The sequence below is a fragment of the Lysobacter yangpyeongensis genome, assembly GCF_042655745.1.
In the GTDB taxonomy this organism is placed as follows: Bacteria; Pseudomonadota; Gammaproteobacteria; order Xanthomonadales; family Xanthomonadaceae; genus Agrilutibacter; species Agrilutibacter yangpyeongensis.
Map to the genome: position 1 here is coordinate 370,367 of NZ_JBHSNM010000001.1, position 11,784 is coordinate 382,150.

14 protein-coding genes are annotated in these 11,784 nt (G+C 68.9%); 10 read left to right on the top strand and 4 right to left on the bottom strand.

The window, feature by feature from the left end:
• Positions 1–183 precede the first annotated feature (183 nt).
• Together ACFPN1_RS01695 and ACFPN1_RS01700 are read left to right on the top strand one after the other, a co-directional pair.
• The gene (locus ACFPN1_RS01695) at positions 184–1,623 is read left to right on the top strand and encodes a pyridoxal phosphate-dependent decarboxylase family protein (protein ID WP_386752447.1); all 1,440 of its coding nucleotides are present in this window, start codon (positions 184–186) and stop codon (positions 1,621–1,623) included.
• A 28-nt stretch (positions 1,624–1,651) separates the two neighbouring features.
• The gene (locus ACFPN1_RS01700) at positions 1,652–2,056 is read left to right on the top strand and encodes a hypothetical protein (RefSeq protein WP_386752448.1); all 405 of its coding nucleotides are present in this window, start codon (positions 1,652–1,654) and stop codon (positions 2,054–2,056) included.
• 27 nt (positions 2,057–2,083) lie between these two features.
• On the opposite strand, the gene ACFPN1_RS01705 is transcribed toward ACFPN1_RS01700, so the two are convergent.
• A complete protein-coding gene (locus tag ACFPN1_RS01705; protein ID WP_386752450.1) occupies positions 2,084–3,157 on the bottom strand; it encodes a tetratricopeptide repeat protein in 1,074 nt (357 codons plus the stop codon).
• Positions 3,158–3,273: 116 nt separating this feature from the next.
• Positions 3,274–4,386, bottom strand: coding sequence for a hypothetical protein (locus tag ACFPN1_RS01710; protein WP_386752452.1), 1,113 nt, complete (start codon positions 4,384–4,386; stop codon positions 3,274–3,276).
• A gap of 299 nt (positions 4,387–4,685) precedes the next feature.
• Between ACFPN1_RS01710 and ACFPN1_RS01715 the strand changes: the two genes are divergently transcribed.
• The 3 genes from ACFPN1_RS01715 (at position 4,686) to ACFPN1_RS01725 (ending at position 6,434) form a co-directional block, all read left to right on the top strand.
• A complete protein-coding gene (locus ACFPN1_RS01715; RefSeq protein WP_386752454.1) occupies positions 4,686–5,300 on the top strand; it encodes a GIY-YIG nuclease family protein in 615 nt (204 codons plus the stop codon).
• A 78-nt stretch (positions 5,301–5,378) separates the two neighbouring features.
• A complete protein-coding gene (locus ACFPN1_RS01720; protein WP_386752455.1) occupies positions 5,379–5,645 on the top strand; it encodes a DksA/TraR family C4-type zinc finger protein in 267 nt (88 codons plus the stop codon).
• Positions 5,646–5,654: 9 nt separating this feature from the next.
• Positions 5,655–6,434 carry a fused MFS/spermidine synthase gene (locus tag ACFPN1_RS01725; protein WP_386752457.1) on the top strand — a complete coding sequence of 260 codons (780 nt, stop codon included), beginning with the start codon at positions 5,655–5,657 and terminating at the stop codon, positions 6,432–6,434.
• Here ACFPN1_RS01725 and dbpA read toward each other — a convergent pair.
• Entirely contained in the window at positions 6,431–7,807 is a 1,377-nt protein-coding gene (gene dbpA / locus ACFPN1_RS01730; RefSeq protein WP_386752458.1) for an ATP-dependent RNA helicase DbpA, read from the bottom strand. The genes ACFPN1_RS01725 and dbpA overlap by 4 nt on opposite strands.
• A 115-nt stretch (positions 7,808–7,922) precedes the next feature.
• Here dbpA and ACFPN1_RS01735 point away from each other — a divergent pair, with 115 nt between their 5' ends.
• The 3 genes from ACFPN1_RS01735 to ACFPN1_RS01745 are packed head-to-tail and all read left to right on the top strand — an operon-like array spanning position 7,923 to position 9,619.
• The gene (locus ACFPN1_RS01735; RefSeq protein ID WP_386752460.1) at positions 7,923–8,486 is read left to right on the top strand and encodes a YbhB/YbcL family Raf kinase inhibitor-like protein; all 564 of its coding nucleotides are present in this window, start codon (positions 7,923–7,925) and stop codon (positions 8,484–8,486) included.
• A 39-nt stretch (positions 8,487–8,525) separates the two neighbouring features.
• Positions 8,526–9,128: an HD domain-containing protein gene (locus ACFPN1_RS01740; protein ID WP_386752461.1), complete on the top strand. Its 603-nt coding sequence runs from the start codon at positions 8,526–8,528 to the stop codon at positions 9,126–9,128.
• Positions 9,128–9,619 (top strand): hypothetical protein, encoded by a 492-nt coding sequence (locus ACFPN1_RS01745; RefSeq protein ID WP_386752462.1) that lies wholly within the window; start codon positions 9,128–9,130, stop codon positions 9,617–9,619. Before ACFPN1_RS01740 ends, ACFPN1_RS01745 begins: the two co-directional genes overlap by 1 nt.
• Here ACFPN1_RS01745 and ACFPN1_RS01750 read toward each other — a convergent pair whose 3' ends face one another.
• Positions 9,620–10,825 (bottom strand): BaiN/RdsA family NAD(P)/FAD-dependent oxidoreductase, encoded by a 1,206-nt coding sequence (locus ACFPN1_RS01750; RefSeq protein WP_386752463.1) that lies wholly within the window; start codon positions 10,823–10,825, stop codon positions 9,620–9,622.
• Positions 10,826–10,968: 143 nt separating this feature from the next.
• On the opposite strand from ACFPN1_RS01750, the gene ACFPN1_RS01755 reads away from it, so the two are divergent.
• Both ACFPN1_RS01755 and ACFPN1_RS01760 read left to right on the top strand, forming a co-directional pair.
• Positions 10,969–11,373: an STAS/SEC14 domain-containing protein gene (locus ACFPN1_RS01755; RefSeq protein WP_386752464.1), complete on the top strand. Its 405-nt coding sequence runs from the start codon at positions 10,969–10,971 to the stop codon at positions 11,371–11,373.
• Between the two features lie 45 nt (positions 11,374–11,418).
• Positions 11,419–11,760: a zinc ribbon domain-containing protein YjdM gene (locus ACFPN1_RS01760; RefSeq protein ID WP_386752465.1), complete on the top strand. Its 342-nt coding sequence runs from the start codon at positions 11,419–11,421 to the stop codon at positions 11,758–11,760.
• The last annotated feature ends 24 nt before the right edge of the window (positions 11,761–11,784 follow it).

The following is an 11,784-nucleotide window of genomic DNA, read 5'->3' on the forward strand; positions in this document are numbered from 1 at the left end:
ATGCCTGGCTGGGAGGGGCCGCGGCGATTCGTCGGCGTCTTGCCGCGCTTCCGCGCCGCACAACCGATCGTTCTTGCCGCCAGCGAGCGCGCAAACGGCATGGCACTGTTGCAGTGATGCCGCTGTGGGGCGCCCTCCGCCTTGTATAACTGGCGGGCCGCCGTCGCAGCGACGAGGACCGCCATGAGTCAGGACCGCTTCGAGATCGACGAATTCGCGCGTTGCCTGGAGCGCGCGCACGCGCATGCCACGGCCTACCTGCGCGACCTTCCCGAACGTCACGTGGGTGCCCGACTCGGACGCACCGCGCTGATGGCGGCAATGCACACGCCCTTGCCCGCGCAGGGCGAAGACGGCCGCGCCGTGCTCGATCTGCTGGCCTCGCAGGCAGTGCAGGGCACCTCCGCCTGCGCGTCGCCGCGCTACTTCGGCTTCGTGATCGGCGGTTCGTATCCGGTGGCGCTGGCGGCCGACTGGATGGTTTCGGCCTGGGACCAGAACGCCGGCATCCACGTGATTTCGCCCCTCGCCGCCGCGGCCGAGGAAGTCGCCGCGCAGTGGTTGCTGGAACTGTTCGATCTGCCGCGCGACTCCGGCGTGGGTTTCGTCACCGGCTGCCAGATGGCGAACTTCACCTGTCTGGCCGCCGCGCGGCACGGCGTGCTGCGTCGCGCCGGCTGGGACGTCGAAGCCGAAGGCCTGTATGGCGCGCCGCGCGTGCACGTCGTCACTTCGGCCGAATCGCACGTCACCATCGACGTGGCGATGCGCTATCTCGGTTTCGGCACGCGCGCGTTGCATCGCGTGGAATCCGATGCGCAGGGGCGGATGCTGCCCAGGCGTCTGCGCGAAACCCTCGCGCGGCTGGAAGGCCCGGTGATCGTCTGCGCGCAGGCCGGCAACGTGAATACCGGCGCCTTCGATCCGTTGCGGGAAATCGGCGCGATCGTGCGCGAGCGTGGCGGCTGGCTGCACGTCGACGGCGCCTTCGGCCTGTGGGCGCGGGCGAACGCAACGCTGCGCGCGGTAGCGGACGGCATCGAACTCGCCGATTCCTGGGCCACCGACGCGCACAAGTGGCTCAACGTGCCGTACGACTGCGGCGTCGCCATCGTGCGCGATGCGCAGGACCACCGCACCGCGATGACGTCGGTTGCCGCGTATCTCATCCAGACCGGCGGTCTGGAACGCGATCCCGTCGACTGGGTGCCGGAGTTTTCGCGGCGCGCGCGCGGCATCCCGGTCTACGCCACGTTGCGCACCCTCGGCCGGGACGGCGTCGCCGCGCTGGTCGAGCGCTGCTGCGCCCGCGCACGACAGATGGCGGGACTGCTCGGCGCAGAAGAGGGCGTGCGCGTGCTCAACGATGTGGTGCTGAACCAGGTGCTGGTGCGCTTCGGCGACGACGACGAACTGACCCGCGCGGTGGTGAGCGGCGTGCAGGACGAAGGCACCTGCTGGCTCAGCGGCACGACCTGGCACGGTCTGGGTGCGATGCGCATCTCCGTGTCCAACTGGGCCACCACGGAAGAGGATGCGGCGCGCAGCGCGGAGGCGATCCTGCGCGTGTACCGTGCGCTGCGCACGTGCCGGGAAATGAGCTCGTCGACAGCCGCACGCTGACGCCGTCGGGGTGACTGGCAGCCCGACGGTGAAATTCCTGAATCGCCGGGGCAATGACCGGGCACAAATGCATTTGCTGAATGCGCGATCCGGCGCCTTCCCGCTGGGCGCTGCACGAAAGCGGAACCACGTTCATGCTTCACGTGGCGATCACACCTACACTTTTTCGCAAGCAGGGGTCCGCAACGACCACACCGCGCGCAGGGCGCTCCTTTCCCGCGCAAGCGCATGCCTGCGACCGATCGTCCGCCATGCCCGTGTTCCGGAAACTGCCGTGCTTCGTCCCGACCTCCTCATCATCCTTGTCCTGGCCATCGTCGCCGGTGCCGTTACCGCTTCCGCCACGGGTCACTTCGAACCGCTGCCGCTCTTCGCCGGCGTGATCGTTGCCGGCGTGATCCGAAGCGTGCGCATGGCGCGCCAGCGCGGCTGAGCCCGCGCTGCTTCAGGTCGAAGACCCTCAGTTCGAAGATCGCTTCAGTTCCCGCAGTTGCGCGCGATACGCCGCGCGCACCTCGCCCTCGCTGTGCGCCTGCGCGCGACGCAGCGCTTTGCCCGCGCGTCGCGCATCGCCCGCCTTGAGGTACGCACGCGCCAGCGCCGAGTGGAAACGGTGCTCGCCCGGATACAGATGGATCGCGCGCCGGTAGCTGGCGATGGCCTGGCGATAGTCCCCGTTGCGCTCGGCATCCATCCCCAGCATGAACTGGTGCAGCGGATCGCGGCGCTGCACGCGCGATAGCCGGTCGCGGAATGCGGCCTCGCGCCGGTTGTCGCCGAGGCGATGGGCGAGTCCGATCATGTTGAACAGTGCGCCGTCCTCCTTCGGATCGAGCGCAAGGGCCTTGTCGTAGGCGCGTCCGGCCGCAGCCAGGTAGCCCGCGCGTACCTGCAGCACGCCGGCGTTGCTCCATAGCGGCGCGTACGCCGGTTCGAGCGCGAGTGCGGCATCCATCAGCTGCATCGCGCTATCGATCTCGCCGTGTGCCATCCGCGCCATGGCGAGGTTGTTGTAGTAGTGCGCGATCAGGCGCCGATCGTCGATCGCGACCGGCCGATCGACCGCGATCACCGTGTCGCCCGAGGTGTCCACGGTCAGGCGGCGTCCCTGGATGTGCACCCGCGCGTTGATGTGGTTGTTGCGGTAGATCGTGTTGGCTTCCTGGCGCCACGAGAGCGTGTTCTCGATTTCCTGCGGCTGCGCGTCCAGCCCCGCTTCGCGCGCCATCGCGACGAACAGCAGGGTGAACGACAGGCAGTTGGCGCGCCGCGCCGCGTAGGTGTCCGCGACCGAATAAGTGGCGTCCTCGTCGTAGACGATCGCGAGTGCGTCCTCGTCGAGCATGAAGTGCAACAGCCGCGCCAGGCGTTCGGCGGGTGAGGCCGGCGTGGCGAGCACGGCTTCGCGCATGCGCTCGCGCAGCTCCGGCGGCAGGGCCATCACCGCGGTCGGCGGCGGCACCGGCGCCGGTTCGACGACAGGTGCATTGGCGGGACCCGCCAGCGAGAGCGCCGCAAGCAGCAGTGCATACATGGCAGACCCTCGGCGCTTCGGCGGCAAGATGGCCTGGCGGAAGTGTAGTCCTGCCCGCGTCGGCCGGCGTTGCAGGGAACGCGGTTTCCGGTAGCGATTTGTTGGCGGCAGACGGGCTAGGGGCGGGCCAGCGCCAGCACGATTTCGAAGACGATCAGCAGGACGATGGCCAACTCGAGCATTTCCGCACGCCGGCTCGAGGCTTCGTCGTACAGCGCCGTGTAGGTGTCGCGGATGATCGCCAGCTTTCGGTTCACCGCGGCGGTCAGGCGCGGCACGCGGAACAGTTCCAGCGCCGCGCCGTAGATGCGCGCTAGGTAGACGTCTTCGGTGACCTGCAGCGAATTCTCCACACGCTCGGTCAGCTGGGTCACCTCGGCCACCAGTCCGTACAGGCGGCGCGCGAGCCGGGCGGCGCGGCGCGAGGCGAGCAACGAGAGCCCACCGCGCGCATTTTCGACCAGGTGGTACATCGACACCAGTTCGGCATCGAGCAGTTCGTCGTAGTAGCGCATTTCCAGCAGCTGCGCGTTGGCAACCTCGATGATGTCGACGACGTCGGAATCGCGCCGCGGCTCGTACAGGAACGCGCGATCCCAGGTCAGCACGACCAGATCGTCGTCGAAGTACGAATACGCCTGCTCGGTGATCGCCGTGGCCTCCTGCGCGGACAACGGGCGCGTCTCGCCGGAAAGCAGCGCGGGGAGATTGGCCCGTGCGCGAATTTCGGCCGCGGTCATCGGCTCGGCGAAGCCGTGCACGATCGCGAACAGGTAGTCCTCTTCCAGATGCTGTGGCGCCGGACGGTGCAGTGCCGGGCCGATCACCGCGAGAACGGTGCGCAACGCATCGCGCCACACCTCGGCGCCATCGCCGGTGGCGCGATCCAGGTCGTTGAAGCGGCGCGCGAATTCACCCCAGGGCAGCTCCGTCACCGGCACCCGCAGGGCGAGCACGATCGCGCCGAAGTCGTAGATGCGCACCGTCAGTTCGGCTTCGACCACGGCGTCGTCCAGCTGCAGCCGCATCGCCGGCAGCGTGAGCAGGGCCGGTGGCACGCCGAAGCTGAGTTCGTTGTCCGCGACCGTCACCAGGCGCGTGCGCCGGCTCGCGCCCCCCTGCTGCGCGTGCCAGAGCGACTCCGCGCGCGCCAGGTCGATTTCGTTGGCCACGTCCAGCAGGCGGTGCGCGACGAGGGCGCCGGATCGGACGTGCAGGGCAGCCGCCATGGCGGACTCCGGTTCAGGAGTCGCCAGTGGAAACCGGCTCCCGTTACGGATGCGTCACGCCGGGTTCACTTGCCCGAATACGTGAGGCGGTGCTGCCGCGAAGATGGCTCGGCCATGCGAGCCGCAGAAACAAGAAGGCCCAGCGGCGAACGAGAGATGAATCCCGCGGCTGAGCCTTCCGTACCGGATCGGTGCCCACGGTCCTCGGTCCGTTTGCATCCTTTCCAGCAGGGTCACCCTAGCGCGCGGGATGTTACGGCCGGGTCAACCGCGCACCGGTCCGCGGCTTACGCTGGGGCATGCCGATCGATCCCCGCGACCCCGCCAGCGTCCGCACGCTCAGCCGCCACCGCTGCTTCGTCTATGTCGCGCCGTGCGCCTACGAGGACCTGTTGAAGCTGGGGCACTCGCGCGATCCGCTGCAGCGCCTGCAATCGCTGCACCGGCGCTGGTTCGAATTCTTCGCGCCCGAGCGCATCGCGCTGGTGGAAACCGACACGGTCCGCGAAGCGCGTGCGATCGAACTGGCGCTGCAACACGAACTGGCCGAGTGGAACGCGCTCGCGCCGCTCACCGTGCTGCGCGAAGCCGGCGGTCATGGCGAATGGTTCCGCGGCGCGGGCGCCCGCCTCGAGGATGCGGTGCGCGCGCTCGAAGCGCAGGGCCACCGCGTCCATGCGCCCGCGACGGACTGGTTGCGCGCCGCGCTGCGGGCACGCAGCGACCTGCTGCACGAGTGGACGAACGCGGCGCTGACGATCGACGAACTCGAACTGCGCGCCGGGACCACGCCCGTGCAGCGCGTGGTCCGCGACGCGCTCGATGCCTGCGCCGCGTTCGACATCGCGCTGGAAGAGCGGCTGCCGCCGGCGGTCTGGCGGTGGTACCGGGCTGGCGGCGGCCTGGCGCCCTGAATGCGACAGCCGGGGCGGTGGGCGGGTTCATGCCCGGGCCGTTATCCTTTGCGGGCAGACCGTTACCGGAGAATCTCCATGGCCACCGGCTGGGCAGGCGATGGCGCCGTGCAGGACCAGATCGACGCGACCATCAAGGACGCGATCAAGCGCGTGCGCAGCCAGTTGCCCACGGGCCCCGGTCGGACGCACTGCGAGGAATGCGACGCGGAAATTCCCGAGGCGCGGCGCAAGGCCGTGCCCGGCGTGCGCCTGTGCGTAGCCTGCCAGGAAGCGCGCGACCAGGAGCAGGCCGGCTTCAGCGGCTACAACCGCCGCGGCAGCAAGGACAGCCAGCTGCGCTGAGGTTCTTCCATGGCATCGACAGGAATTGGCTGGCGCGCGTGGCTGGCGGCGCTGTTCGGCGCGCGCCGCGCGGATGTTCCGCCGCATCTGCGCAAGCCGCGGATCCGCGAGCGCGGCACCACCACGGAACTGCAGTTCGCACGAGGCGTCTCGCAGAGCGCGATGGTGACGCGCGATCCGCAGCGGCTGCTGATCGACTACACCCGCACGATGCTGGGCGCGCTGGTGTTCGTGCCGCGGCCGCGCCGCATCGGCATGATCGGCCTGGGCGGCGGATCGCAGGCGAAGTACTGCTACCGGCATCTGTCCGAGGCGCAGATCGAGGTCGTCGAGAACAACCCGCACGTGCTGGCGCTGCGGCGCCAGTTCCATGTGCCCGACGACGATGCGCGTTTCCGGGTGTTCCTCGATGACGGTGCGCGTTTCCTGCACGAGCGTGCCGGTCGCTACGACCTGCTGCTGGTCGACGGCTACGACGAGACCGGCATTCCGGAGGCCCTGTCCACGCAGGCCTTCTACGACGACTGCCGCGCCGCGCTGACGGAAGGCGGCGCGATGGCCGCAAACCTCTATTGCGCCGATGCCGCCGCGCACGTGGAGCGACTGCAGCGCGCCTTCGGTGCGTCGTCCGTGCTGGTGATGGAGGAGCCGCGGCAGAGCAACCGCGTGGCGTTCGCCTGGACGGGGCCCGTGACGACGGGCGAGGGCGACATGACGCTGTCATCGGCCGCGCAGCGCGACCTGCGCGCCGTGTTCGGCACCGTGCGCGAGGCATTCGCTGCGCGCTAGATCCGGCGCACGCGGAACTTGCGGCCCTTGATCTTTCCCGATTGCAGCCGCGCCAGCGCCTTGTCGGCCTGGTTGCGCTGGATCGCGACGTAGCTGCGGGTGGGGAAGACATCGATCTTGCCGATCGCCTCGACCGGCAGCCCGGCCTCGCCGGTGATCGCGCCGACGATGTCGCCCGGCCGCAGCTTGTCGGTGCGGCCTGCGTCGATGCGCAGGGTCACCGTCGATGCCGCAGGCGCCGAGCGCGGTCGCAGCGTGGCCAGCGTCGGGCGTTCCCAGCGGATGGCGATGCCCAGTTGCTGCGCCAGCGCAGTCGAACGCGGCAGTTCGCGCGGCGTGCACAGGGTAAGGGCGATGCCGTTGCGACCGGCGCGGCCGGTGCGGCCGATGCGGTGCACGTAGGTATCGGCGTCGGTGGGTACGTCGTAATTGATCACCGCGCCCAGATCGTGGATGTCGAGACCGCGCGCGGCGACGTCGCTGGCCACCAGCACGTTGCAGCTGCGGTTGGCGAAACGCACCAGGACCTCGTCGCGATCGCGCTGTTCCAGATCGCCATGCAGCGCCAGCGCGGAATAGCCGAGGTGGGCGAGGGAGGCCGCCACGTCGTCGATGTCCCGCTTCATGTTGCAGAACACCACGGCGGATTCCGGGTTGTATTCCATCAGCAGCCCGGCCAGTGCGGCGGGCTTCTGTGCGGGATCGACGTCGAAGAAGCGCTGGTCGATCGTCGCCTGCTGCTGTGCGCCCTCCACCGTGACTTCCAGCGGTTCGCGCAGGAGGTTGCCGGCGATGGCGCGGATCGACTCGGGATACGTGGCGGAAAACAGCAGCGTCTGCCGGTTCGACGGGGTCTTGCCGACGATCTCGCGGATCGGTTCCTCGAAACCCATGTCGAGCATCCGGTCGGCTTCGTCCAGCACGAGCACGCGCACGTCGCGCAGGTCGAGCGCGCGCTTGCGCAGCAGTTCCTGCACGCGGCCCGGCGTGCCGACCACGACATGCGGCGCATGCTGCGCGAGCGAGGCCAGCTGCGGCGCCAGCGCGACGCCACCGGTCAGCGTGGTGAGCTTCACGTTCGGAATGCCGGTCGCGAGCTTGCGGATGTGCTTGGCGACCTGGTCGGCCAGTTCGCGCGTGGGGCAAAGCACCAGCGCCTGCACGCGCACCTGCGCCGGATCGATGCGATGCAGCAGCGCCAGCCCGAAGGCCGCGGTCTTGCCGCTGCCGGTCGGCGCCTGGGCGATGAGGTCGCGTCCTTCGATCAGCGCGGGCAGGCTCTGCGCCTGCACCGGCGTCATCTGCACGTGGCCGAGGGCATCCAGGCCCTGGAACAGGGCGGGGTTGAGCGGCAAATCGGTGAATTCGGTCATGCGCCATGATACGGACGAACCGTGACCCCCGTTCGCCGGCCGGATGTCCGGCTTCGCGTGGCCTTTCGCCCTGCGCACCTAGAATCGCCCCTGCATCGTCCCACGGACGCCGCCCATGACCGTGCGTTCCCACACCACGCTCCGCACGTTCCTTCTCGTGCTGGCACTCGTCGGCACGCCGTGCGCATGCAGCGAGACGAGGGCCCCCGCCATGTCGATGAAGCTCACTTCGGCGGCATTCGCCGCGAACGCGTCGATTCCCCCGCGCCACACCTGCCAGGGCGGCGACGTGGCGCCGCCGCTGCAGTGGACCGGCGTTCCGCCGAACGCGCGCAGCCTCGCCTTGATCGTCGACGATCCGGATGCGCCCGATCCGACCGCGCCGCAGCGCACCTGGGTGCACTGGGTGCTCTACAACCTGCCGGTCGCCGCGAACGGCCTGCCCGAAAAGGCGGCACCGCTGCCGGCGGGCACGCGCGAAGGCCGCAACGACTGGCAACGCACCGGTTACGGCGGTCCCTGCCCGCCGAAGGGGCGTCACCGCTATTTCTTCAAGCTCTACGCCCTGGATGTCGAATTGCCCGACCTGCACGAGCCCGACAAGGCCGCGCTGCTGAAGGCGATGGAAGGCCACGTGGTCGCGCAGGCGGAGCTGATCGGTACCTGCCAGAAGCAGTAGCTCGCGTATGCTCGCGGCGTTTCCGTCCGGACGCGCCCGATGTCGCCCTTGCCGCTTCCCTCCGCGCAGCTCGATGCCCTGAAGGCCGCCTATGCGACGCCGCCGCGCGCCTACCACAACTTCGCGCACGTCGAAGAAGTGCTGCGCCACTACGACGAAGTCACGGCGGGGCCGGGATGGACGCAGCCGGAGGAAGTGCGCCTGGCCGTGCTCTACCACGATGCGATCTACGAAGCCGGCCGCAAGGACAACGAAGCGCGCTCGGCCGAGCTGGCCGTCGCGCACATCGACCAGTGGCTTGCGGATAGTGGTATCGACGCGGCGCGCGTCGCCGACCTGATCAACCTGACCGCGCGCCACGGCACGCTCGCGCCGCAGGACGTCGATCGCGATGCCGCGCTGTTCCTCGATTGCGACATGGCGATCCTCGCCGCCGAGCCCGCGGTGTTCGCCGCCTACGATCGCGGCATCACCGCCGAATACCGCGGCCACGTTCCCGCGTGGCTGTTCAAGCTCAACCGTCGGCGCTTCCTCAAGGCGCTGCTGGCGAAGGAGCGCATCTTCCTCAGCGACTGGTTCCACCAGCGCCTGGATGCGCAGGCGCGGATCAACCTGCGCCGCGCGGTGACGGAAAAGCGCTGATGAACGCCCTGGTCCCGAATGGAAGGTGGCGCGCAAGCGGACTGGTCTCTGTCGCGCTCCTGATCCTACTGCCGTCGTGCCGCCCCACCGCTCAGTCTCCGCAGCCCGTTGTCGAGAGCCCGCGAGCGCCATTGGTGGAAGGCGTCATCGTGACGACCATAGCCAGTGCGGAAGTCGATCCGGCGGCCTCCGCCCAGGAAGGTGACACGGCCATTTGCCGGCAGTGGACGGTGACCGCTCCACAGGCAGAAGCATTGATCACTCGGAGTCACGAGATCGATGCGCAGGCCTATCAGCGGAGCCACCGCGGTTCCGCGCCCTGCAGGATCGGTGGGCTGGTGCGCAGGGAGGGGCGCACGTGGCAGTTCACCATCGACACCGCTGCGCAGGTGATGTTGAAACGCGGCAATGAAGTGAAATACCTCGGTTGCGATGCGCAGGCGTGCAGGTCCCTGGCCCAGCGTGTGCCCGCGCGGTCGCCGACCCGGTAGTCAGGCCGCCTGTGCCGCCGCATGCCCCGACGCCCAGGCCCACTGGAAGTTGTAGCCGCCCAGCCAGCCGGTGACGTCGACGACTTCGCCGATGAAATACAGGCCCGGCACCTTCTTCGATTGCATCGTGGACGAGGACAGGCCGTCGGTATCGACGCCGCCGAGCGTGACCTCGGCGGTGCGATAGCCCTCGGTGCCGCTGGCGACGAGCGGGAACGACGCGAGCAGTTCGGCCATCTCGCGCAGTTGCGGTTCGTTGAACTGCTTCATCGGCCGGTTCGGCAGCCAGTGCTCGCACAGGCGCTGCGCGAAACGCTTGGGCAGCAGGTCGCCGAGCACGGTCTTGAGTTCGGCAGCCGGGCGCTCGTGGCGCAGGCGCTGCAGCGTGTCGGCGGCATCCATGCCGGGCAGCAGATCCAGGCGCAGGTCGTCGCCGGGTTGCCAGAACGAGGAGATCTGCAGGATCGCCGGGCCGCTCACGCCGCGATGGGTGATCAGCAGGTAGTTGGAGAACGACTTGCGGTTGCAGCGTGCCTCCACCGGGAAGGCGACGCCGCTGAGGTCCTGCAATCGCTCCTGGTGCTTGCCGCTGAGCGTCAACGGCACCAGGCCCGCGCGCGTGGGCAGCACGTCGTGGCCGAACTGGCGCGCCAGTTCGTAGCCGAAACCGGTGGCGCCCATGCTCGGGATCGACAGCCCGCCGCTGGCGACCACGAGCGCCGGCGCGGTGAAGACGCCGCGCGTGGTGTGCAGGTGGAAGTCGCCGCTGTCGCCGTGCACCACGCGCTCGATGCTGCAGGAGCTTTCGATGCGCACGTTCGCGTCGGCGCATTCGTCGAGCAGCATCTTCACGATCAGCTTGGACGATTCGTCGCAGAACAGCTGGCCGAGCTCCTTCTCGTGGTAGGCGATGCCGTGCCGCTCGACCATCTCGATGAAGTGGGCCGGCGTGTAGCGGGCGAGGGCGGACTTGCAGAAGTGCGGATTCGCCGACAGGTAGTTCGCCGGCGACGCGCCGGTATTGGTGAAATTGCAGCGGCCGCCGCCGGACATCAGGATCTTCTTGCCCACGCGATTGGCGTGCTCGACCACCAGCACGCGCTTGCCGAGCTGGCCCGCGGTGATCGCGCACATCAATCCCGCCGCACCGGCGCCGATGATCAGCACGTCGACGGTGGCGGCGGTGGCGGGGGCGTGAACGGGCATGGAGATCGCGGCGGGAAGCGGGCGTCGATTCTACGGGTGAGCGCGGGTCGGGCGGTCCGGCTTCGTCCGTGGGCCGCTACCGCTGCGCCGCCGCGTTCTACCGGACGCAGTGACCCGCATCGGGCGACGCAGGACCCTCCGGCATGGCCGAGCAGCGCATCCACGATGACTACGCGTTGCGCCTGGAGGAACGGGGCGACATGTTGCAGGTCCAGGTGAGCGGCGATATCGACGCCCAGCGGGTGCGGATCGCCTATTGGCAGGAGATCGCCAGCGAAGGCAGGACGCGTGGAATCCGCAAGCTGCTGGTGACCGATCGCAGGAAGGGCCATCCGGCCACGCCCGCGGAACTGGCCGAACTGGCGGGCCTGTTCCAGCACGAGGCGCGCCATTTCGACCGCGTTGCGGTGATCGAACCGACGCCGGAATTCGTCCCGGCGATCGAATACGCCGAAATCTTCGGCCAAGGCATGGGCATCAACGTGCGGATCTTCAGCGACCAGCGCGAGGCCGAGCGCTGGCTGCGCTACGGGTCGCCGGACGACTGAACGGCCCGGGGCGGTAAAATGCGCGTTTCCCCACGGACCGCCCCGATGCCCACCGCGCCCGCCTGCCCGCAATGCACCCTCGAGAACACCTACGCCGACGGCACCAACTTCGTCTGCGCCGACTGCGGCTTCGAATGGCCGATGGCGGGCGGGGGAACGGAAGAGGGCGCCCTGGTCGTTCGTGACAGCAACGGCAACACGCTCGCCAACGGCGACACGGTGGTCGTGATCAAGGACCTCAAGGTCAAGGGATCCTCGATCCCGCTCAAGCAGGGCACGGTGATCAAGAACATCCGCCTGGTCGAGGACGACGCCGAACACATCGAAGGCAACTCGGACAAGATCAAGGGGCTGGTGCTGAAGACCTGCTTCCTGAAAAAGGCTTGAATCGGCGGGTTGCAGCGCGGATGA

What these genes read in the sequence shown, in the direction of transcription:
- ACFPN1_RS01695 (WP_386752447.1), top strand. Translation starts at nt 184, where the DNA reads ATGAGTCAGGACCGCTTCGAGATCGACGAATTCGCGCGTTGCCTGGAG.
- ACFPN1_RS01705 (WP_386752450.1), bottom strand. Translation starts at nt 3,157, where the DNA reads ATGTATGCACTGCTGCTTGCGGCGCTCTCGCTGGCGGGTCCCGCCAAT.
- ACFPN1_RS01710 (WP_386752452.1), bottom strand. Translation starts at nt 4,386, where the DNA reads ATGGCGGCTGCCCTGCACGTCCGATCCGGCGCCCTCGTCGCGCACCGC.
- ACFPN1_RS01715 (WP_386752454.1), top strand. Translation starts at nt 4,686, where the DNA reads ATGCCGATCGATCCCCGCGACCCCGCCAGCGTCCGCACGCTCAGCCGC.
- ACFPN1_RS01720 (WP_386752455.1), top strand. Translation starts at nt 5,379, where the DNA reads ATGGCCACCGGCTGGGCAGGCGATGGCGCCGTGCAGGACCAGATCGAC.
- ACFPN1_RS01725 (WP_386752457.1), top strand. Translation starts at nt 5,655, where the DNA reads ATGGCATCGACAGGAATTGGCTGGCGCGCGTGGCTGGCGGCGCTGTTC.
- dbpA (WP_386752458.1), bottom strand. Translation starts at nt 7,807, where the DNA reads ATGACCGAATTCACCGATTTGCCGCTCAACCCCGCCCTGTTCCAGGGC.
- ACFPN1_RS01735 (WP_386752460.1), top strand. Translation starts at nt 7,923, where the DNA reads ATGACCGTGCGTTCCCACACCACGCTCCGCACGTTCCTTCTCGTGCTG.
- ACFPN1_RS01740 (WP_386752461.1), top strand. Translation starts at nt 8,526, where the DNA reads ATGTCGCCCTTGCCGCTTCCCTCCGCGCAGCTCGATGCCCTGAAGGCC.
- ACFPN1_RS01745 (WP_386752462.1), top strand. Translation starts at nt 9,128, where the DNA reads ATGAACGCCCTGGTCCCGAATGGAAGGTGGCGCGCAAGCGGACTGGTC.
- ACFPN1_RS01750 (WP_386752463.1), bottom strand. Translation starts at nt 10,825, where the DNA reads ATGCCCGTTCACGCCCCCGCCACCGCCGCCACCGTCGACGTGCTGATC.
- ACFPN1_RS01755 (WP_386752464.1), top strand. Translation starts at nt 10,969, where the DNA reads ATGGCCGAGCAGCGCATCCACGATGACTACGCGTTGCGCCTGGAGGAA.
- ACFPN1_RS01760 (WP_386752465.1), top strand. Translation starts at nt 11,419, where the DNA reads ATGCCCACCGCGCCCGCCTGCCCGCAATGCACCCTCGAGAACACCTAC.